The organism is Nocardia sp. bgisy134, assembly GCF_965341865.1.
Classification (GTDB): Bacteria; Actinomycetota; Actinomycetes; order Mycobacteriales; family Mycobacteriaceae; genus Nocardia.
Genome location: NZ_CBDQZP010000012.1, coordinates 125081 through 146098, shown reverse-complemented (window position 1 = coordinate 146098; position 21018 = coordinate 125081). Strand labels below are relative to the sequence as shown.

The following is a 21018-nucleotide window of genomic DNA, read 5'->3' as shown; positions in this document are numbered from 1 at the left end:
GTGCGCGGGTCGTAGTCGACCAAGCCCTTGAACATCGTCCGAAGGATCTTCGATCCACCGGCGTCGGTGGTGTCGCCGGGAACCAGCGGGTTCTCCGGCTCGGTCGTGTTGAGTCTGAGGAGACCGGCGTCTCGGCCGGGGGAGTTCGTGTCCGCGCCGCAACCCACCGCGCCGAGAGCCGTGAGACAAGCGGTGAGAACGCTGAGCACTAGTCGGGATTTTCGCATCGGGTACTGCCTTTCCTGCGTGAAGCCGGGCGCGCGATCGATGCGTGTCGTCGATGACGCCCGTGTTCAGTGCAGCAGCGCCGTGCATTGACCGTAATACGCTGTGCGGCAGGACAATCAAATCCGGTCAATTGTTCAAGACTGCGTCGCGGTGAAGCCGATCCACATCGCGCACCACCAACATGACTGGGAGACGAGGGCGGTCACCGCGCCGCGCAGGACGAGCGCGACGCCGAGCCGCGGGCCCGCCGCGACCATGCGCCGTTCGAGCGCCATCGCCTGTATCCCGTTGACCAGAAGAATCGCGACCAGAGCCAGTTTCACCCTGGTCGCGAAGACCTCGAATTGGGGCTCGAGCAGCATCCCGCTGCCGACCAACCCCGCGAGGCCGACCCAGATCGGCAGATGCAACCGGCCGATGTCGCGCAGCATCTGCACCGTACTCACTCGCCCGGTCAGCCACAGCAGGGCCGAATAGTCGCCGACCAGCACCGCGCCGAGCCCGACGACCAGTGCCGCCAGGTGGACGAACAGCGCGAGGCGATGCAGTTCCGGACTCACCTGCACGCGGGTCGACACCCAGATCGCGACCGAAAGAAATCCGCCCGCCGACAGCGCCGCGAGCGCGAGCGCCACCGCGCCGCCGCTGCGAGTCGCCGCGGCCGCTTTCCCGACGTCGGTGGACATGACGCCCCGTCCTCTCTTCAGGCAGACCACATGTCAGCCAGTGGACCAGGCGTCGCGTTTGACCTCGCTCGTTCAGTCAACCGTCCGTCAATCAACCCAAGCCGTCGAGGAATTCGCGAACATCCTCGGCGTCGGGGACGTGCAGCGCCCGCCAACCCGCCAAGGCCCGTCGAGCATGGTGACGGGCGCGGCCGGTGTCGCCGAGATCGTGGTGGGTGCGTGCCAAGCCCTCTTCCGCTCTGCGCCTGCTCGGGTCGGTTGCCGTGGTCCTCGGCCAGCCGCAGCGCGGCGGTGTGGTCGGCCAGTGTGCGGCGCGGATCGCCTGCCGCCCTGGCGGTTTCGCCGAGGCCGTTGATCGCGGCCGCGCGATCGTGGTGGTCGCCGAGCTCGGCGTACAGTTCCGCGGCCCGGAGGTGGTGGTCGAAGGCAGGGCCGGTTCGGCCGTCGCGGCGGTGCAGCAGGCCGATGTGGTTGAGCACCAGGGCTTCCCCGCGCCGGTTGCCCAGCTCGCGGTGCATGGCGAGGGCGCGGCTCAGGTGGTCGGCGGCCGGCTCGGGCTCGCCGCAGTGATCGAGGACGACGCCGAGGTTGCCGAGCACATGTGCCTCGCCGACCCGGTTGCCCGCCGCGTGGGTGAGTTCGAGCGCGCGGCCGAAAAGTTCTCTGGCCGCGGCGAAGTCGCGGCGACGGGAGGAGACGTTGCCCAGGGTGTTGTAGGCGCGGGCCTCCTCGTAGGCGATGCCGGTCGACCGGCACAGCTCAGCGGCCTGCCGGGCCCGACCGCGGCGTTGTTCGACGCGGCTCAGCAGCTGTGCGGCCTCACGCCCAATCTGATCAAGACGATCGGCAACAGCCCGGCCGCGCTGCGCGGTTACGTCGAACTGGCGAAAGCGTTGCGCGACAGCGCTGTCACCGAGAGCACGAGGGCCAGGATCGCGGTGCTCGTCGCCCAGATCGTCGAGGTGGTCGCGCAGGTCGCGCTGGGCGTCTTCGGGCGATTACGTGGCGCTGGTCGGGCGGGTCGCCAACGACTGGCCGCTCGTCCGCCACGACATCCGGACGGACGAGGCCTGAACCGCGGCTTTCCCGCCCTGTCACAGTTTTCCGCCCGGCGTCGTCAGAGAGGTACCGGGCGGCCACCCATCGAAAGCAGATCCGAAAGGAACACCGACCATGAACACACACGTCGCGACCCCGACCGCGCTGCCCGGCGCGACCCCGGCACACCACGTGCGGAGCCTGATCGACTCCGTGGCGGGCCGCACCGCGGCATCGCGAACCAAGTTCGCCGTCTTCGCCGCGACCACCGGCCTGGTGCTGACCGAGTCGGTCGTGGGCGCGTACTGGGATCTGGCCCGCATCCCGTACGTCGAGGAGACCTTCGCCGGGCTGCGCTACCCCATGTACTTCGCGACGATCCTTGGCGCGGCCAAGGTGGCCGCGGTCGCCGCCGTCGTGACGCCGGGATTCCCGCGACTGAAGGAATGGGCCTACGCCGGACTGTTCTTCGTCTACGCCGGTGCGGCCGCCTCGCATCTCGCGGTCGGCGATCCGACCGCCAAAGTGGTGTCCCCGCTGGTCTTCGCGGGACTCACGCTGGTCTCGTGGGCATTGCGCGCCCCGGCCCAGCGCGACCCGAAGCCGTTGCCCCTCGCGTTGAAGTTCCGCCGCGCGTAATTCCGGTGGGCGCGGGCAAAGGCGACCGCGCCCCCACCTCTTTGTATACGACTGAAAGTTAGGAAAAGACCATGTCTTTCGAAGTTCTCCGAGACGCGGTGCGTGGCCGGGTGCTGCTGCCCGGTGACGAGGGATTCGACGCAGCCGCCCGGCCGTGGAATGTGACGGTCACCCAGCCGGTGGCCGCGGTGGTGGAGGCCGCCGACGCCGCCGACGTGGCCGCCGTCGTCACCCATGCGGCGCGAGCGGCCCTCCCGGTGGTGGCGCAGCCGACCGGACACGGTGCGGCAGGCGGGATTCCGGAGGCGATCCTGCTGCGCACCGGGCGGCTCGACGGCATCGAGATCGACGCAGGACAGCGGATCGCGAAGGTCGGCGCGGGCGCGCAATGGGGTGCGGTGCAGGCCGCGGCCGGTACGCACGGGCTCACCGGACTCGCGGGCAGCAACCCAGTGGTCGGGGTGACCGGCTACACGCTCGGCGGCGGTCTGAGCTGGTTCGGGCGCAAGCACGGCTGGGCGTCGGATGCGGTGCGCGCCTTCGACATCGTCGACGCGACCGGCGCCGTGGCACGGGTGACGGCCGAGGACGATCCGGAGCTGTTCTGGGCGCTGCGCGGCGGCGGCGGTGATTTCGCCGTGGTGACCGGCATGGAGTTCGACCTGTTCCCGGCGCCCGGACTCTACGGCGGCCGGGTGATGTGGCCGGCCGCCCGCACCGCCGAGGTGTTCGAGCTGTTCCAGCGGCTGACCTCGGACGCGCCCGCCGAATTGACACTGTGGTTCCACCGTTTCCAGTTCCCGGACGCGCCGCCGATGGTCGCGCTGGATGCCGCCTACCTCGGCGATCCGGAGGCGGGCCGGGAATTGCTCGCCGCGCTGGACACGATCGTCGGCGCCATCACGGACACGCGGGGTGCGCTGGCGATGGCCGATCTCGGCGCCATCACCGCCGAACCCACCGACCCGAGTCCCTCGCTGTCCCGCGGCGAACTGCTGACCGCCCTCGACGACGCGGTCGTCAAGACCGTGCTGGAAGGCCCGGTCGCCCCGCTGGTCGACATCCAGATCCGCCACCTCGGCGGCGCTTTGGCCGCAACCCGTCCCGGCGGCGGCGCGCGCGGTCCCGTCGCCGAGCCTTACCTGCTGTATCTGCTCGGCCTCGGCCTCCCGCACCTGGCCGACGCGGTCAAGGGCCGCCGCGGCGAGATCGTCGACGCGCTCGGCGGCAGCATCAGCGGCCGCAAGCCCTACACCTTCCTCACGCCGGAGGAGACCGCGGCGAGCGCGTTCGACGCGGGCACGCTGGCGCGGCTCGGGGAGATCAAGCGGGCGCGAGATCCGCAGGGAGTGATCCGGTCGAACTACCCGGTGCTGGGATAGGAATCGGCCGCACCGCCGAGCCGGGCGCAGACAGGCCGCGGACCCTCGGGTCCCGCGCCCTGCGTTCGCCCGGCCGTTCGGTCTTAAGGTGAATCGCATGCTCAACCCGACCTTCGGCGACGTCCAAGACGCCGCGGATCGCGTCACCGGGGCCGTCCGGCCGCTCACTGTCATCGCCGCCGACCGGGACCTGGTGCCGGGAGCGCAGGCCTACCTCGCCCTCGAATTTCTCCAGCACACCGGCTCGTTCAAGGCGCGCGCCGCGGTCAATCTGGTTGCCGCGCTCGTGCATTCGCGTGCCGTGCCCTCGGCAGGCATAGTGGCCGCGACCGGCCGCAACGCTGATCTCGGGTTCGCCTGGGCCGCACAGCAATTCGGCGTTCCAGCCACCGTGTTCCTGGCGGCTGACGCGCCGGAGGCGAAGGTGGCCCGGCTGCGCGGCTACGGCGCGGAGGTCCGTGTCGGCGGAGCAGGCCAGGCCGACGCGCAGCGGGCGGCGCGCACCTTCATGGCGCGGACCGGCGCGATCGACGCCTACACCCACGACGACCTGCTCACCTCCGCGGGCGCAGGCACGATCCTGCTCGAACTCGCCGCCGCCGTCCCCGATCTGGACACCGTGGTGGTCGCGGTGGGCGTGGGCGGCATGTTCTCCGGCATCACCGCCGCCGCCGACCGCCTCGGCATCCGCGTCGTCGGAGCCGAACCCGACGGCAGCAGGGCGCTGCACGCCGCGCTCGCCGCGGGCGCGGTGCTCGAGGTCGACATCGATTCCGTCGCAGCCGATTCCCTCGGCGCGCTCCGGATCTGCGGTGCGGCGTTGGCGTGGGCCCGAGCCGCCGACGTGCACTCCATAGTCGTCGACGACCCCGCCATCATCGCCACCCGCCGCCTGCTCTGGGACCGCCACCGCATCGCCGTCGAACACGGCGCGGCCACCGGCCTGGCGGCCGTGCGCGCGGGCGGCTACCGCCCGCACCCCGGCGAACGCATCGCCTTCGTCCTCTGCGGCGCCAACACCGACCCCGCCGACCTCATGTCGGCGATGTGATGGCCTCAGCCTGTGCGGGCCGGTGCGGCCACAGCACCACCAGCGCCAGTACCGCTGCGGCCGGCACGCCGAGTGGAGCAGGGCATCTTGCCGGGGTAGTCCCACGTCACAGAAAGGCATTGGGCAAGAATCCATTACGCTCTTCGTCGGTTCATGCCGAAGTCGACAGGATGGCTGGGCACCCCACCGGGAGGAATAGACGTGAGCATCGAGCAGGACCGGGGACTGGGAGTGGGAGCTGGGCAGCCGCGCTTCGATCGGAAGAGTGTGATGCGTGCTGCCGCTGCGTTCGCGGCGACACTCACCGTGCTGTTGTCCGGCTGCTCCAGCGGAAACTCCGATACGGCAACAGCTCCCACGACGACCACCCAGGTGCCCGCAGCGCCCGCTGCCGCGGCGACCCCCACCACCAGTGCGAAACCGGCCGATACCGCCGAATATCGTCAAGACGATGACGGATTCGGACGGGCAGGCTATTTCTTCACCTCGCCCAGCGGCGCGTTCTCCTGCGCCATCTTCGACGCATCGGTGAGCGCCTACGGCGTGCCCGTCGGAGCGGCCTGTCAGGGCCGTGCCGCCACGCCCGCCGGAGCGCAGGACTGCGCGCAACCCGAAGGGCTGCAAGCTCCCGTCCCGGGGTTGGGAGTGGGTCCGTCGGGGACGAACTTCTTCTGCATCGCGGGTTCACCGCTGTTCACGACCACCAGCACGGTGCTGCCCTACGGCTCGTCGCTGACCGCCAACGGCTACACCTGCCATTCCGCCCAGAATGGCGTGAGCTGCTCCGAGAACCTGAACGGCAAGGGATTCCGAGTCTCACGCGAATCGAGCGCTCTCACCCTCGACGGCGCACAGCGGCAGAGCGCGTCGGTCACGGTGCCCGATGTGCGCGGTGAGCGGCCCGCCGCGGCGGAGAATCTGCTGACGAATGCCGGTCTGACGGCGAAGGTCATGGGCGGCACCGGCCGTGGACCGCGCGGCGGCCAGTGCGTTGTCGCCGAACAGGAGCCCGCGGCGGGCACGAAGGTCGCGACCGGGGCACTGATCATGCTGACGACCCGTGAGATCGGCTACGAGTACGGGATCTGCTGAATTCTTCGTCGGCGTGTCACTGCGACAGCTCCGGCGAGCGCGGCGGTCGTCTCGAACACCGGGAAGCGTTGCGGGCCAACCGGAACGCAGCGGGTCAGGGGGGACCGCGAGCGGGCGTCAGCGATGCATCTGGGATGCGGCGGCCTCGGCGCTGAGGTCGGACAGCGAGAGCGGATGGGCCGGGGGACGATCGAGGATCGTCGTGCGGTGGACGCGCAGGTCCCCGTCGACGTGGAGGAGTTCGCCGGTCGGCACGAGCTGCCAGCCGGGATCGTCGTCCATCGGCTCGCTGGCTACCACCACGGTCGGGGTCTGCGCCGGATCTGTCGAATGGACTCGAACGGTTCCCTTGGTGCCCCGGTGCGCAAGGTGTTCGCCGGGTTCGCGTTCCAGCACGTAGAGGTCGTGCGTGGCGGGGTAGCGCAGCGCCCACAGTTCGGTGGCGGTGGTCAGCAGCAGGTTGATCGCGAAGATCGGCAGCTGGTCGGCGACCCAGCGCGCGGCGTCGGTGATTCCGGCGGTGATGTCTCCGCTGTGCGCGTCGATATGTTCGGTGATCAGCGCGAAGAAGCGTTCCGAATCGGTGTCGCCTTTCACCAGCTCGCGATACCGGCCCAGTTCCTCGTCGAGCCGGGAAAGCTCCTCGATGACGCCGTTGTGCGCGAAGATCCGCCCCTGCTCGGTGAACGGGTGGGTGTTGTTCGGAGTGAGCGCGCCGGTGGACGCGTGCCGGACATGAGCCAAGAAGGTCGCCGACTCGCGGTGCTTGGCCTCCACCGCGAACTGGCGGTCCTCGTACGCGGCCAGCGGCTGTTTCTCGATCCGCGGTCGCCCCGCGATGTCGAAGGTGCCGAGCCCGGTGCCGTCCGGATTCGTCTCGCTCTGGTGATCGAGGCTGTCCGACGCGTCGAGCAGCCAGAACGTCGCCATGACCCGCCGTGGTGCTGCTGTCATCCCGAAAAGTCGACACATGCTGGCCTCATCCCTGCGCCGGTCGCATCGAATGATCGTGCCCGTGACGAGTCGAGCCTAGCGCGCGGACGCGAGCTGGAATTCGAGAAGGCAGCGTTGGCCGGTCAGATCGGTCACTGTTCCTCGGCCGCTATATCGAGTGACTGCCGCAGGAACGACGAACGCCGGGCAGAGCCGATGCTCCGCCCGGCGTCCCAGGACCGAAGGGCCTAGCGCTGGGCCAGTCCGACCAGACGCTGGCGCAACCAGGTCAGCGGAGTGGCGCCTCCGGGGGCGATCCGGTAGGACGGATAGCTCTGGTGGGCGCCGGAGGCGAGGAAGTCGTCGATCTGTCGCTTGCGTTCCTCGTAGGCCGAGTTGTTGAGCTGGTCGTGCAGGAGTCCGAAGCCGCCCGCGGCGAGGGCGTCATCGATGAGCTGGCCTGCCTGCTGCTGGTAGTTGCCGAACAGGGCGGGGTCCGGATTGGAGACCTGGGCGAAGAATCCGGCGATCCGGGCGGCGAAGTCACCGTCCGGCGTCGCGCAGTACAGGTCGCCGGGGGCGCAGAAGGTGTAGGTATGCGGGGTGAGCCAGCCGAACCCGCCCAGGCGCGGCCCGCCCGCTCCCGCGCCCGGCACCGGGGGGCCGATGAGGGTGTCGGTGGGGGAGCGCCGGGGATCGGCGATCAGCCCGACGAGATCGACCCGGTCGGGCGTCACCACGCCGAGTCCGGTACCGATCTCGGCGGCGAGATCGCCGGCGGCGTCCGCGCCTTGGCTGTAGCCGAGCAGTGCGAATCGCGTCGTCGCGCAGCGCTGGGCCGTGTCCGCGATGAGCGCGCGGGCGCCGTCGACGGCTTCGCGCTTGGACCGGCCGTACACCTCGCCTTCCCAGGGGAAAGCGGTCGCGGTGTAGGCGACGTAGTCGGTCCAGGCATCGCCGGGCAGATCGTCGGCGACGGCGGCCAACATCCCCTTGCCCGGTTCGGATTTCGAGGTCTCCCAGGTGCCCGGAATCGCTACGACGTAAACGTCCGGGCAGTTCGGTGGCTCCGCCTGTGCGGTGGTGGCGGCGCCGTAGGACAGAACGGCGGCGACTGTCGCCGCCGCGCAGGCTGCAGTGTTCGTCCATCGTGGAAACATGGCGTACTCCGTGTGTTCGCTGCGGGCGAGGACGATGGCGCTCGGTGCGAGCGCCGGGTGTCGTTGTCTTTCAGGTAGGCACGAGTTCGTCGGAAAACGTCCGGGGCGGACAGACATATTGTGGCGGAAAATTTCGGTTGTGCACGGCGATGCTTCACGATTGCCGGACCGTGTCGATGCGAACGCCCGTGGCTCGGCGGCAGGCCCCACCACGCGACACGCCGTGCGAGCTCGCCCTCCGTCCCGTGGTGGCGCACGGCTGAGGCCGAGCGAGGGCGGCCGGGTTTGGGGCAGACTGGGCGCGGGAATCGATCACTGCGGTGAGCGATTTCCGGACCGACCCGAAGCATGACCGTGAACAGGAGCGCAGGCGATGACCGACGGCGTCCGCACGATCGAGCGTGCGAGGCCGGTCGAGCCTGTGTCGCAGCGGAGTTTCCCGCTGCGGGGGCGTTCGGTGCCGATCGCCGCCGGTCCTCGCGCCGTGATCTTGGTGGCCTGTTGCCTAGTCGTGGCCCAGCTGGCGCTGCGGGGGTGGATCGCGGGTCGCGGCTACTTCTATTGGGACGATCTCGTCCTGGTCGGGCGCGCGGGCCGTTACGAGCTGCTGTCCGCGGATCTGCTGCTCTACGACCACGACGGTCATTTCATGCCGCTGGCGTTCGTGACGGCGTGGGTCGTGACCAGAGCGGCGCCCCTGGCGTGGGCGGGTCCGGTGATCACGCTGATCGTCCTGCAACTCGCGGCCTCGCTCGCGGTGTTGCGGATGCTGATCGCCGTGGCGGGCCCGCGTCGCGCGATCCTGGCGCCGTTCGTGCTCTATCTGGCATGTCCGCTGACGCTGCCCGCGTTCGCGTGGTGGTCGGCGGCGCTGAACGCGGTGCCGTTGCAGTTCGCCCTCGCCTGGGTGGCAGGCGACGCGGTGCTGCTGGTGCGGACCGGGCGTCGCCGGTACGCGGTGTCCGGGATCGTCGTCCTGGTCGTGGCGCTGCTGTTCTTCGAGAAGTCCGTGGTGGTTCCGTTCGTGGCGTTCGCCGCCGCGGCCTTGACGCATCACGTGGACGGTCACCGCGGTGTCGTCGGCGCGGTCGCCAGGCGCGGCGCCCCGCTGTGGATCGGTTCCGGTGTGGTGCTGGCGGCCTGGCTCGGCGTCTACCTCAGCGTCGTGGACGTCGGGGCCCACGGCGGCGGGCACGATGTGGGGGAGCTTTTGCGCAGCGCCACATCGCTGGGTGTCGTGCCCGCGTTGTCGGGCGGGCCGTGGGTGTGGGAACGGTGGCTGCCCGCCACTCCCTGGGCGGCGCCGCCGGGCTGGGCGGTCGCCGCGGCGTGGGTCGTCCTCGGCGCGCTGGCGGTGATCGCGCTGTCGGCGCGTCGGCGGGTGGCGGCGGTCCTGGTGACGGTCGCGGTCTACGTGGTGGTGGCGCAGTTGCCGCTGGCGCTGATCCGCAGCGGTCCGCACACCGCCACCGAGATCATGCAATCCCTGCGGTATCTGGCCGACGTCGCGGTGGTGATGGCCCTGGCCGGGGCGCTGGTGCTCCGTGCGCGTCCTCGCGAATCGAACCCGCGTTGTTCGTCGGCGTGGGCGGGACGGCGGCGGGTGGCCGCGCCCGCGCTGGTGGGGCTCACGGTGGTGTTCGTGGTGAGCAGCCTGTGGTCCTCGGCGACGTTCGCGCGGTCGTGGGCCGTGAGCCCGACCCGGACCTACCTCACCAATGTCACCGCCGCGCTCGGCGCGCAGGACACACCGATGCTGGAGCAGGAGGTGCCATGGGAAGTCCTGGCCCCCTACGCCTATCCGCGGAATCTCGCCGATCGGGTGCTCGCGCCCGTCGCGCGGCCCGGCGCGTTCGCCGACTCGACTCCCCGGCTGCGCATGATCACCGATACGGGCGAGATCGTGGACGCGGTCGTCTGGTGGAACCGGCACATCCGTCCCGGTCCCGACCCCGCCTGCGACTACCGCATCGCGGGCTCGACGCCGGCCGAACTCCCGCTGGACGGCCCCATGCTCGACAACAACTGGACCGCGCAGCTGAACTATCTCGCCGATCGAGACGGCCGCATCACGGTCGGCCTCGAGCACGGCCGACCGGTCGTCGTCCCGGTCGAAGCCGGGGTGCACACCGTGTACGTGCGCGTCGTCGGCGGCGGATCGAGCCTCCGAATAGGTTCCTACACAACGGGTCTCGCACTGTGCGTCGGCGTGGGCCCGGTCGGTGTGGCGTCGTACGACTACTGAAATCGATGACGGCTGTCGATTGCGGCCGCCGCGTTCTCACGGGATCGACGGCGGTTCGGCGTGGTCGCCGCCGGAATCGGGAGAGAACGGGAATGATGGGGAATCGTGCCCGAGAATCCGAAGGTCTCCGATCTCAAGCCGCGTAGTCGTGACGTCACCGACGGCTTGGAGAGGTCCGCCGCGCGCGGGATGCTGCGAGCGGTCGGCATGGGTGATGCGGACTGGGAGAAGCCCCAGGTGGGGGTGGCGTCCTCGTGGAACGAGATCACCCCGTGCAATCTGTCGCTGGAACGGCTCGCCAGGGGGTGCAAGGACGGCGTGTTCGCCGGTGGCGGCTTTCCGATGCAGTTCGGCACCATCTCGGTGTCCGACGGCATCTCCATGGGACACGAGGGGATGCATTTCTCCCTGGTGTCGCGGGAGGTGATCGCCGACAGTGTCGAGACCGTGATGCAGGCCGAGCGGCTCGACGGTTCGGTGCTGCTGGCCGGCTGCGACAAGTCGCTGCCCGGGATGCTGATGGCGGCGGCCCGGCTGAACCTGGCGAGCGTGTTCCTGTACGCGGGGTCGATCCTGCCGGGGATCGCGAAACTCTCCGACGGCAGCGAGCGCGAGGTGACGATCATCGACGCGTTCGAAGCGGTCGGCGCGTGTGCCCGCGGGCTGATGAGCCGCGAGGACGTGGACGCCATCGAGCGCGCGATCTGTCCCGGCGAGGGCGCCTGCGGCGGCATGTACACCGCCAACACCATGGCCAGCGCGGCCGAGGCACTCGGTATGTCGCTGCCGGGCAGCGCGGCCCCGCCCGCGACCGACCGCCGCCGTGACGGTTACGCCCGGCGCAGCGGCGAGGCGGTGGTGGAGTTGATCCGGCAGGGGATCACTCCCGCCGACATCCTCACCAAACCCGCGTTCGAGAACGCGATCGCGGTCGTCATGGCCTTCGGCGGCTCCACCAATGCCGTGCTGCACCTGCTGGCCATCGCGCACGAGGCGAACGTCGACCTGACGCTGGACGATTTCGCCCGCATCGGCCGCCGGGTGCCGCACTTGGCCGACGTCAAGCCTTTCGGCAGGCACGTGATGACCGACGTGGACCGGATCGGCGGCGTGCCGGTGATGATGAAGGCGCTGCTCGACGCCGGATTGCTGCACGGCGACTGCTTGACGGTGACGGGGCGGACGGTGGCGGAGAACCTGGCCGAGATCACGCCGCCGGATCCCGACGGCAAGGTGATCCGCGCGATGGCCGCGCCGATCCATCCCACCGGCGGCATCACCATCCTCAGGGGAACACTCGCGCCCGAGGGCGCCGTGGTCAAGTCGGCGGGCTTCGATTCCGATGTATTCACCGGCACAGCAAGGGTTTTCGACCGCGAACGGTCCGCGATGGACGCACTGGAGGACGGCACGATCACGGCGGGGGACGTGGTCGTCATCCGGTACGAGGGCCCCAAGGGCGGTCCGGGAATGCGCGAGATGCTGGCCATCACCGCCGCCATCAAGGGCGCGGGCCTCGGCAAGGACGTACTGCTGCTGACCGACGGACGGTTCTCGGGCGGCACCACGGGTCTGTGCGTCGGGCACGTCGCCCCGGAAGCCGTCGACGGCGGGCCCATCGCGTTCGTGCGCGACGGTGACCGCATCCGCCTCGACGTCGCCGCGGGCACCCTCGACGTCCAGGTCGACGACAGCGAACTCGCGCGCCGCCGCGACGGCTGGAAACCGTTGCCGCCCCGCTATACCCGCGGTGTGCTGGCGAAGTACACGAAGCTGGTCGGCTCGGCCTCGGGCGGCGCGGTCTGCGACTGACGGGTCAGCCCGCGGGGCCGCGGCTCACGCGGCCCGATAGCGGCCGCGGAAGACGGTGCGGTCCAGGGACCTGCGTCCCGGGTGGATCCGTTCCTCGGCGGCGTAGCCGATGGACATGAGCAGGGCGATGGCGAGGTCGGCGCGGTCCTCGATGCCGATCGTCTTCTTCACCCTGTCCTCGTCCCAGCCGTTCATCGGCGAGGTGGCCAGCCCGAGTTCGGTGGCGGCCAGCATGACGTACGTCGCGGCGATCATGGCGTCCTTCACCGCGTATTCGCGGTCGAGACCGCGTTCGGTCAGGCCCTGCTGGAACTCGGTGGCGGCGGCGGAGAATCCGGTGATGAACTCGTCGCTCCACGCCCCGTTGCGGCGCGCCTGTTCGTAGACATCGGATCTGTCCGCCCGCCACGCGTGCGGCTCGGCGACGAACACGAGCACGACCGGCGCTTCCTGCGGCTGCGGCTGACCGCCGGTGGCCCAGGTCAGGCCCTCCCGCCCCGCGGTATCGGCGACCACCACGATGGACCGGTCCTGCAGGTTCCAGCTCGACGGCGCTTGCATCGCCAAGTCGAGAAGGGTGTCGAGGTGGGCGGCGGGCACTGGATCGGGCAGGTAATGGCGGACGGTGCGGCGGGTGCGGATCGCGTCGGCGACCGAAAGCGTCTTGATCATGACACTAACTATTGAAGAGTGACTCTCCATTGGGAAGAGGGCACTAATTGGTGCGCTACTCTCCTGGGTGTGACGATCGTGGAATCATCGGGTCTGCCCGCCGATGTGTACTCCGCCAAGTGCCCCACCCGCCAGGTCCTCGACCACATCGCGGGCAAGTGGACGGTGCTGGTGATCGACGCCCTCCTCCAGCAGGGCGCCATGCGCTACACCGACCTGTCGCGCCGCATCGGCGGCGTCTCTCAGAAGATGCTGACCCAAACCTTGCGCAGCCTGGAGAGCGACGGATTCCTCACCCGCACAGTGCATCCCACGATTCCCCCGCGTGTCGAATACGAGCTCACCGACCTCGGCCGCAGCCTGGCCGAGCCGGTCACCGCCCTGCGCCAGTGGGCCGAGCGGAACATCAACGACATCGAACGGGCCCGCCGGATGGTCACGCGGCAGTCCGCAGCGCAGTGAGGCCAGGCGCGGCCACGCCGCATCGGCCCAACTCCGGCCGTGGGTGGCGCGCTAGCTGCTCAGGTGGTGTTGCCGCGCGAGGGACTCGATCAGTTCGAGTGGGGTGGGTAGCGGGATCACGCCTTCCTCGCCGGGCGCGCTGAGGCGTGAGGCGGCGACCCGCTCGTGGAGGTGTTCCATCCGCATGTCGAGCCGGTTCGCGGCGTCCGCGGCGTCGGTGAGTTCGGCGAGCAATTCCTCCGGAATGTCGCCGCCGTATTTGTAGTAGATCTTGTGTTCGAGACTGGCCCAGAAATCCATGGCGATGGTCCGGATCTGGAGTTCCGCGGGCACGTACTCGACGCGGTCGCTCATGAACACCGGCAGCTCGAGCAGAATGTGCAGGCTCTTGTAGCCGTTGGGCTTCGGGTTGGCGATGTAGTCGCGCACCTCGGTGACGGTGACGTCGGACTGGCTGGTGAGCATGTCCGCGATCCGATAGGTGTCTTGGATGAAGCTGCAGGTGATGCGCACACCGGCGATGTCGACGATGTTCTTCCTGATGTCGGGCAGCGTGACCGGTATGTCCTTGCGCTGCAGCTTGTGCAGAATGCTCTCCGGGGACTTCAGCCGCGACCGGACGTGCTCGATCGGGCTGTACTTGTGGATGTAGGTGAATTCGTCTTTCAAGATATTGATCTTGGTCATCAACTCGGATATGACGAATTGGTACGACATCATGAAGCGGGAGAATTCGGTGCGAAAATGAGCCAGGTCGTCGTCACGCACAATGTTCGGTGAATCCATCACATCCGCATCCCGCTGATTCGAAGCTGTCGTCTCTCTCCGACAGTCTGCCACCGAGGGCTGAGACGTAGCTGAGCGGCCACCGCGCCTCAGGCGGCGGAATCGTCCCGGGGTGCCGCGGCGAAGATCGGCAGCGGTCGCGCGCAGATCTCGCGGGCTTCGTCGGCGGGCAGGCCGAACATCCGGAGCAGGTCCTCGGTCACCTGGTCGGCGGCCTCGGCGTCGTCGCGTTCGGGGCGGTCGTGAAGCAGCTGGCCGAGGCACAGGGCGGCGCCGGTCACGATGGTCATGGCCAGTTCCGGGTCGCCGACGTGGAAGCGGCCCGCGCGGACCGCCGCCTCGATGTCGCGACGGGCTCGCGGTGCGAGCCCCCTGCTCGACCTCGCGAGATTGAGTCCGTCGTTGAGCAGGACCTTGCTGAGGGTGGGGTTGAGCCGGTGCAGGCGGCCGGTGAGCCGGAAGCTCTGCGCGAACACCTGGGCCGGGTCGTCCATGTCCTCGCACAGCACGTCGAGCAGTGCGCCGTGCTGGTCCAGCGCCTCCTCGATGGCAGCCTGGTACAGCTCCTCCCTGCTGTGGAAGTGGTTGTAGAACGACCCCATGCCGACGTCGGCCGCCTGCGTGATCTCGAGGATCGGCACGTTGAGCTTCCCCTCCGCCAGCAATGCCTGCGCCGCGCTCACGAGCGCCGCGCGGGTTCGCGCCTTGCGCCGCTCGAGGCGGTTGGGTTCCGAGCCGGTCTGCGCGGTCATCGCTGTTCCTCCCTGACGTCTTCGCACGCCATCGTAGCGGTCCGGTCAGTATTGACGAATTTGTCAGAACCTCTTGACTGACTACTCGTTCGTGAGTGACGATATCGTCAGTAAGTGGAAGGGAGTGGTCGATGAGCGGCCATCACGATGTGCACAGAGGGCTGCACAGCGCGCGCGGCGCGTTGGCGGGCGAGCATCCGGGCCGCGCGGGCAACCCGGTGGTGAAGGTGCTCGATCTGGCGTGGCTGGAATTCGCGAAGCCGGACCTGGAGCGCGCCGAAACCTTCGCGCACGCATTCGGTTTCACGACCGCGGGCCGGACGGCCGACGAGGTGCGGTTGCGCGGCACCGACCCCGGCTCGCCCTGCGTGCTCGTCCGCCGCGGTCCCCGGTCGCGCTTCATCGGTCCAGCATTTCTGGCCGCCGACTCCGCTGACCTGCTGCGGCTTGCGCAGGCCATGGACGCGCGGGTGACTCCGCTGCCGGAGTCGCTGGGCGGGCTCGGGGTCGAGCTGGTCGACCCGAGCGGGTTGCGCGTCCGGGTCGTCGCCGAGACGCACGAGCTGCCCGCGCTGTCGCCGCAGCGGCCGCACGCGTTCAATCTCGGCCACGAGGTGGTGCGCATCAACGGCACGCAGCGTCCGCCGCGAATCCCCGCGCGAGTGCAGCGGCTCGGGCACGTCGTCGTGCAGACGACCAAGTACCGGGAAACGCTGGACTGGTACCTGCGCAACCTCGGCATGATCGTCAGCGACTTCCTCTACTACCCGGGCCAGCGGGAGCGTGGGCCGGTGATGAGCTTCATCCGCTGCGACCGTGGCGCCACTCCGGCCGATCACCACACGCTCGCGCTCACGCTGGGACCGTCCAACCGGTACGTGCACTCGGCGTACCAGGTCGCCGATCTGGACGCGCTCGCCGCGGGCGGCGAATACCTGCGCGAACGCGGCTACCACCGGTCGTGGGGGATCGGCCGCCACATCCAGGGCAGCCAGATCTTCGACTACTGGCGCGATCCGGACGGCTTCATGGTCGAGCACTTCAGCGACGGCGACATGTTCGACTCCACCCTGGAGCCGGGTTGGGCGCCGATGAGCGCCTCCGGTCTCGCGCAGTGGGGTCCGCCCGCCACCAAGGACTTCCTCGGCCTCGCGCCCGGAGCCGAATCGCTGCGGGAACTGCGCGCGATCGCCGACGCGCTGTGTGAGGACAACGAATTCGATCTCCGCCGCCTGCGCGGCCTGTTGAAGGGAGCCAAGTCATGACCCTTTCCGTCCTTCGCACCGCCGACGCCTGGTGGGTGCGGACGCGCCGAGACGATGTGCTGGAGCGGGGTGCGGCCCGCATCGAGACCGCCGCGACGACCACGCGGGAGCTGCTCGCCGACCGTGACGCCATCGCCGCGGCCGCCGCCAGTACAGATGTCGTTGCGGTGGAGAGCCTTTCGCTGATCTCACCGGTGACCGCACCGTGCCGGGTGGTGGCGCAGATGACGAACTTCGCCTCGCACGTGAAGGACTCCGGCCTGGACCCGGAGACCGTGCCGCTGACGTTCTTCCGCAAGACCTCCGGATCGATCAGCGGCCCCCACGACGACGTCGTCCGGCCCGCCCACGTGCGCCTGCTCGACTACGAAGTGGAGATCGGCCTCGTCTTCGGCCGCGAAATGCCGGTCGGCTCGCCGATCGACGCGGAGCGCCTCGCCGACTATATCGCGGGCCTCGTGGTCACCAACGATATCTCCGCCCGTGATGTCCAGCTGCCGAAAACCCAGTTCTACGAGGCGAAGTCGTATCCGACGTTCACTCCGGTCGGACCGGCGCTGGTGCTGCTCGACGCCGACGAACTGAAGCGGTTCACCGACCTGCGGCTGCGGCTGTGGGTCAACGGTGAAGTCCGTCAAGATATGACGGTCGCCGACATGATCTACCGGCCGGTCGAGACGCTGCGCGAACTGACGCGCTTCCAGCGGATGGACTCCGGTGATCTGCTGCTGACCGGAACGCCGATCGGCACGGCCATCAGCGCCCCGCCCAAGGCGGTGCAGTTCGTCGCGAACCTGCTGCCGTCCGCGGTCAAGTGGAAGCTGTTCTTCCAAGGCCAGGCCAAGAATCCGAAGTACCTGAAGGACGGCGATGTGGTCGAGGCCGCGATCGGCACCGACGACGGCGCCATCGATCTCGGCCGCCAGCGCACTGTCGTGAGGTACGCCCGGTGACCGAGACAACGCTCGAGGCCGCGGCCGAAGACCTGCTCTGGCCCCGCTACGCCGGGCCGGAGGACTTGGCCGCCATCGAATCCGTTCCCTTGGAGCAGCGCGGTCTGCCCGAATCGACCTACGCTCTGCTCGTCCGCGCCGCGACCCGGTGGCCGGAGCGCAACGCGCTGACGGTGCTGCCCGAGGCCGCGCGCTGGCGGGAACCGTTGCGGCGCAGCTACGCCGAACTGCTCGCCGACGTGCACCGGTACGCGAACCTGCTGCACGAACTCGGCGTGCGCCGCGGCGGCGCGGTCGCGCTCATCGCGCCCAATTGCGCCGAGCTGATTCCCGCCACCCTCGCCGCGCAGCTGGCGGGCATCGCCGCGCCGATCAATGGTGGCCTCTCGCGTGATCACATCGCCAAGTTGCTCGGCCGCTCCGGTGCACGGATCCTGATCGTCGCCGGGCCCGAACTCGCCGCCGACAGTTGGGCATCCGCCCGTCACCTGGCCGCGCGAGGCCTCGTGGACGCGCTGCTGGTGCTGCGCCCCACCGCTGCGGCGCACGAGGCGCCCGAGCTGCCCGCGATCGCCGGTATCCGGGTCGGCTACCTCGATCTCCTTGCCGGAGAACAAGATTCGTCCCGATTCGTCGGTATCCCGCCCGTGCCCTCGGATCTGGCCGCGCTGTTCCACACCGGTGGCACCACGGGCGTGCCGAAGCTGGCCGCGCACCGGCACTCCGGTGAGGTCGCCAACGCGTGGATGATCGCCGCCAACTCCCTGCTGGACGAGGACGCGGTCGTCTTCGCCGCGCTGCCGCTGTTCCACGTCAACGCCCTGGTCGTCACGCTGCTCGCGCCGATGTTCCGCGGTCAGTCGGTGGTGTGGGCCGGACCGCTCGGCTACCGCGACTTCACCCTCTACGCGGAGTTCTGGAACATCGTGGCGCACTACGAGATCGCCGCCATGAGCGCGGTGCCGACCGTGTACGCCGTGCTCGCGCAGTGCCCGATCGGCGCGGACATCTCCAGCCTGCGCTACGCGATGGTCGGCGCGTCGCCGCTGCCGACCGCGGTGCGCGAGAACTTCCAGGCACACACCGGCGTGACCCTCGTAGAGGGCTACGGCCTCACCGAAGCGACCTGCGCGTCGGCGCGCAGCTTCCCGGATGCGCCGCGACCGGGCGCGGTGGGACAGCGGATGCCTTATCAACGCGTCGAGATCGTGCGCATCACCGGGGACGGGTCGTGGGTGAGGCTGCCCGCGGGAGCGGCCGGTGTGCTGGTGATCAGCGGCCCAACGGTTTTCGCCGGGTACGTGACCGGCCGGGACCAGCACGGCCACGTCACCGACGGGCTGGGCACGCTGGTCGACGGCTGGCTGGACACCGGCGATCTGGCCCACATCGACCAGGACGGCTTCATCCACCTGCACGGTCGCGCCAAGGACCTGATCATCCGCGGCGGCCACAACATCGACCCCTCGACCATCGAGGACGCCCTGCTGGCTCACCCGCAGGTCGCGGCGGCCGGTGCGGTCGGCCGCCCGGATGTACACGCCGGTGAAGTCCCGGTCGCGTATGTCGTCATCACCGCAGGTGCGGACGTCACCGGATCGGAGTTGGTGGAGTGGACCGCCGACCGGGTACACGAGCGGGCCGCCGCACCCAAGACGGTCACCGTCCTCGACGCGCTGCCGGTCACCGACGTCGGCAAGCCCTACAAGCTCGGTCTGCGCGCCGACGCGACCCGCCGCGAACTGCTCGAGGCCCTCGCAGGGATCGCCGGACTGCGCGGCGTCACGGCCGAGGTCGCGGACGGCGCGGTCGTCGCGACGGTCGAACTCGAATCCGCCGCGGACGAGCAGGACGTCGAGACCGTCCTCGGCCGCTACGCGATCAGCTGGAAAGTGGTGGTGCAATGACAATCGTCTCCACGGTACTCGCGGGCCTGCTGGCGGCAGAGTTCCTGTTCTTCGGGGCTGCCAAGCTGCTCGCGCTCGCCCCGATGCGCGAACGCGCCGAGCATCTCGGCTTCACGACGACCGCCTACCGGGGAATCGGCGCACTCGAAATCGCCGCCGCCGGTGGCGTGCTGCTCGGTTTCGTTCTGCCGTGGACCGGTATCGCGGCGGGCACGGGGCTGACGCTGCTGATGGCGGGCGCAGTCGTCACCCATCTCCGCAACGGCGACGGCGTACCCGAGATCGCGCCCGCGGCCGCGACCGCGCTCGTCGCCGTCGGCTACGTGGTCACTCTCGCCGGGGTTTCCCCGTGACCGCGCGCACGATTCCGGTCGTGCTCGTCGGCGCGGGCCCGACCGGGCTCACCGCGGCCACCTTGCTGGCGCAGTACGGGATCGAGTCGCTGATCCTGGAACGGTGGGAGGGCGTGTATCCACAGCCGCGCGGGGTCCACCTCGACGGCGAGATCCGCCGGATCGTCGGCCGGCTCGGCGTCGGCGAGGAATTCGACGCGATCTCCCGGCCCGCGCTGGGTTTGCGGCTGCTCGATCCCGATCGGCGGGTGCTGGCGCAATTCGATCGCGACCCGGCCGGTGGTCGCAACGGGCACCCGGAGGCGAACCTGTTCGACCAGCCGGAACTGGAAGCGATCCTGCGCGCCAACCTGCGCCGCTACCCGGAGGCGACCCTGCGGAGCAACGCCGAAGTCGCCGCCGTGACCGAGGAAAGCGGCGGCGTCCGAGTCGATTTCACCGACCGGGCGACGGGGCGAACCGAATCGGTGCGCGCCGGATACCTGCTCGGCTGCGACGGGGCCAACAGTCTCGTCCGCGGCGCGATCGGCGCGCGGATGCGGGATCTGCGATTCGCGCAGCGTTGGCTCGTCGTCGACATCGCCACGACGGCGGACCTCGGCCACTGGGAAGGCGTCCACCAGGTCTGCGACCCGACGCGCGCAGCCACCTACATGCGCATCGGAAAGACCCGCTACCGGTGGGAATTTCGCCTTCGCCCCGGCGAGACCGCCGCCGATTTCCGCGATCTGTCCCCGCTGCGACCGCTCATCGCGCCGTGGGTCGACACCGCCGCGTTCGAGCGCCTCGAGCTGGTGCGGGTCGCCGAATACACCTTCCGCGCCCAGCTCGCCGATCACTGGCGCGCGGGACGGGTGTTCCTGCTCGGCGACGCCGCTCACCTGACACCGCCGTTCATCGGCCAAGGCATGGGCGCCGGTCTGCGCGACGCCGCGAATCTCACCTGGAAACTGGCCGGGGTGCTGCGCGGTGAGCTCCCGGAAGGCGTGCTCGACACCTACGAGACCGAGCGAAAACCGCACGCGCGCGCGATGATCCGGCTGGCCCAGCTCACGGGCATGGCCATGACCGCAGGCGGCGAGCTCGGCAACCGGCTGCGCGGCCTGATCGCACCGCGGCTACCTCGCGTGCCCGGCCTCGCCCGCACGGTCACCAGCGGCGAATCCCCGCCGCTGCGCCGTTCCGATCTGGTGGTCGCGCCGCTGCTGCGGCGCGGCCTCGCCGGTCGGCTGCCGCCGAACGATCGCCTCCCCGACGGGCGCCGGGTCGACGACCTCATCGCGGGACGCTTCGCGATCCTCACGACGGCCGACCTGCCGCAGGCCGACAAGAACCGGATCGAGCGCCGCGGCGGTGTCGTGCTTCGCGCGGTGCCGGGGACGGCTCTGCACCGCTGGCTTCGGCACCGCCGGCTTCGGCACGGCCGCGCGTCGGCGGCCCTGGTCCGGCCGGACGGAGCCGTGCAGAGCTGGGGAGCGAACGCGTCCGCCCTGTGCGCGGCGGCGCCGCGATTCGCGCCCGACGATCGAGCCTGAGCGCGCGAAGGGTAGCTGACTATTACTACGTTTTTGAGGAAATCATCACTTCTCGTGTTATCGTGCC

19 protein-coding genes are annotated in these 21018 nt (G+C 69.7%); 12 read left to right on the top strand and 7 right to left on the bottom strand.

Going from position 1 to position 21018, the window contains the following annotated elements:
* Window positions 1-362: 362 nt before the first annotated feature.
* Window positions 363-914, bottom strand: coding sequence for a hypothetical protein (locus ACRWNM_RS21890; RefSeq protein ID WP_431969918.1), 552 nt, complete (start codon window positions 912-914; stop codon window positions 363-365).
* 17 nt (window positions 915-931) lie between these two features.
* Window positions 932-1654, bottom strand: a complete 723-nt coding sequence (locus ACRWNM_RS21885) for a tetratricopeptide repeat protein (RefSeq protein ID WP_431970018.1) — start codon at window positions 1652-1654, stop codon at window positions 932-934.
* A 433-nt stretch (window positions 1655-2087) separates the two neighbouring features.
* Here ACRWNM_RS21885 and ACRWNM_RS21880 point away from each other — a divergent pair, with 433 nt between their 5' ends.
* The 4 genes from ACRWNM_RS21880 to ACRWNM_RS21865 all read left to right on the top strand — a co-directional run bounded on the left by ACRWNM_RS21880 (window position 2088) and on the right by ACRWNM_RS21865 (window position 6116).
* Entirely contained in the window at window positions 2088-2591 is a 504-nt protein-coding gene (locus tag ACRWNM_RS21880) for a DoxX family protein (RefSeq protein ID WP_431969917.1), read from the top strand.
* Between the two features lie 71 nt (window positions 2592-2662).
* The gene (locus ACRWNM_RS21875) at window positions 2663-3973 is read left to right on the top strand and encodes an FAD-binding oxidoreductase (protein ID WP_431969916.1); all 1311 of its coding nucleotides are present in this window, start codon (window positions 2663-2665) and stop codon (window positions 3971-3973) included.
* Between the two features lie 97 nt (window positions 3974-4070).
* A complete protein-coding gene (locus ACRWNM_RS21870; RefSeq protein WP_431969915.1) occupies window positions 4071-5024 on the top strand; it encodes a pyridoxal-phosphate dependent enzyme in 954 nt (317 codons plus the stop codon).
* A 201-nt stretch (window positions 5025-5225) separates the two neighbouring features.
* The gene (locus ACRWNM_RS21865; protein ID WP_431969914.1) at window positions 5226-6116 is read left to right on the top strand and encodes a PASTA domain-containing protein; all 891 of its coding nucleotides are present in this window, start codon (window positions 5226-5228) and stop codon (window positions 6114-6116) included.
* 117 nt (window positions 6117-6233) lie between these two features.
* On the opposite strand, the gene ACRWNM_RS21860 is transcribed toward ACRWNM_RS21865, so the two are convergent.
* Window positions 6234-7088 (bottom strand): class II glutamine amidotransferase, encoded by an 855-nt coding sequence (locus tag ACRWNM_RS21860; RefSeq protein ID WP_431969913.1) that lies wholly within the window; start codon window positions 7086-7088, stop codon window positions 6234-6236.
* A 209-nt stretch (window positions 7089-7297) separates the two neighbouring features.
* Window positions 7298-8209: a cutinase family protein gene (locus tag ACRWNM_RS21855; RefSeq protein ID WP_431969912.1), complete on the bottom strand. Its 912-nt coding sequence runs from the start codon at window positions 8207-8209 to the stop codon at window positions 7298-7300.
* A gap of 373 nt (window positions 8210-8582) precedes the next feature.
* On the opposite strand from ACRWNM_RS21855, the gene ACRWNM_RS21850 reads away from it, so the two are divergent.
* Complete coding sequence (locus ACRWNM_RS21850) at window positions 8583-10454, top strand: hypothetical protein (protein ID WP_431969911.1); 1872 nt, start codon at window positions 8583-8585, stop codon at window positions 10452-10454.
* Window positions 10455-10559: 105 nt separating this feature from the next.
* Window positions 10560-12266 carry a dihydroxy-acid dehydratase gene (ilvD, locus tag ACRWNM_RS21845; RefSeq protein ID WP_431969910.1) on the top strand — a complete coding sequence of 569 codons (1707 nt, stop codon included), beginning with the start codon at window positions 10560-10562 and terminating at the stop codon, window positions 12264-12266.
* 24 nt (window positions 12267-12290) lie between these two features.
* Here the strand turns inward: ilvD and ACRWNM_RS21840 are convergent, their stop codons facing one another.
* Window positions 12291-12938 (bottom strand): nitroreductase family protein, encoded by a 648-nt coding sequence (locus ACRWNM_RS21840; protein WP_431969909.1) that lies wholly within the window; start codon window positions 12936-12938, stop codon window positions 12291-12293.
* A 78-nt stretch (window positions 12939-13016) separates the two neighbouring features.
* Here ACRWNM_RS21840 and ACRWNM_RS21835 point away from each other — a divergent pair, with 78 nt between their 5' ends.
* Window positions 13017-13400 (top strand): winged helix-turn-helix transcriptional regulator, encoded by a 384-nt coding sequence (locus ACRWNM_RS21835; RefSeq protein ID WP_431970017.1) that lies wholly within the window; start codon window positions 13017-13019, stop codon window positions 13398-13400.
* Window positions 13401-13451: 51 nt separating this feature from the next.
* Here ACRWNM_RS21835 and ACRWNM_RS21830 read toward each other — a convergent pair whose 3' ends face one another.
* Together ACRWNM_RS21830 and ACRWNM_RS21825 are read right to left on the bottom strand one after the other, a co-directional pair.
* Complete coding sequence (locus ACRWNM_RS21830) at window positions 13452-14186, bottom strand: GTP pyrophosphokinase (protein WP_431969908.1); 735 nt, start codon at window positions 14184-14186, stop codon at window positions 13452-13454.
* A gap of 89 nt (window positions 14187-14275) precedes the next feature.
* On the bottom strand, window positions 14276-14938 hold the full coding sequence (locus ACRWNM_RS21825) for a TetR/AcrR family transcriptional regulator (protein WP_431969907.1): 663 nt from the start codon (window positions 14936-14938) through the stop codon (window positions 14276-14278).
* Window positions 14939-15069: 131 nt separating this feature from the next.
* Here ACRWNM_RS21825 and ACRWNM_RS21820 point away from each other — a divergent pair, with 131 nt between their 5' ends.
* From ACRWNM_RS21820 to ACRWNM_RS21800, 5 genes are read left to right on the top strand one after another with little or no spacing between them, the layout of a single operon-like run.
* The gene (locus ACRWNM_RS21820; protein WP_431969906.1) at window positions 15070-16203 is read left to right on the top strand and encodes a VOC family protein; all 1134 of its coding nucleotides are present in this window, start codon (window positions 15070-15072) and stop codon (window positions 16201-16203) included.
* Window positions 16200-17156 carry a fumarylacetoacetate hydrolase family protein gene (locus ACRWNM_RS21815; protein ID WP_431969905.1) on the top strand — a complete coding sequence of 319 codons (957 nt, stop codon included), beginning with the start codon at window positions 16200-16202 and terminating at the stop codon, window positions 17154-17156. Before ACRWNM_RS21820 ends, ACRWNM_RS21815 begins: the two co-directional genes overlap by 4 nt.
* Entirely contained in the window at window positions 17153-19063 is a 1911-nt protein-coding gene (locus ACRWNM_RS21810) for an acyl-CoA synthetase (protein ID WP_431969904.1), read from the top strand. Before ACRWNM_RS21815 ends, ACRWNM_RS21810 begins: the two co-directional genes overlap by 4 nt.
* Window positions 19060-19416 (top strand): DoxX family protein, encoded by a 357-nt coding sequence (locus ACRWNM_RS21805; protein ID WP_431969903.1) that lies wholly within the window; start codon window positions 19060-19062, stop codon window positions 19414-19416. The genes ACRWNM_RS21810 and ACRWNM_RS21805 overlap by 4 nt, the downstream gene beginning before the upstream one ends.
* Window positions 19413-20951 (top strand): bifunctional 3-(3-hydroxy-phenyl)propionate/3-hydroxycinnamic acid hydroxylase, encoded by a 1539-nt coding sequence (locus tag ACRWNM_RS21800; protein ID WP_431969902.1) that lies wholly within the window; start codon window positions 19413-19415, stop codon window positions 20949-20951. The genes ACRWNM_RS21805 and ACRWNM_RS21800 overlap by 4 nt, the downstream gene beginning before the upstream one ends.
* Window positions 20952-21018 lie beyond the last annotated feature (67 nt).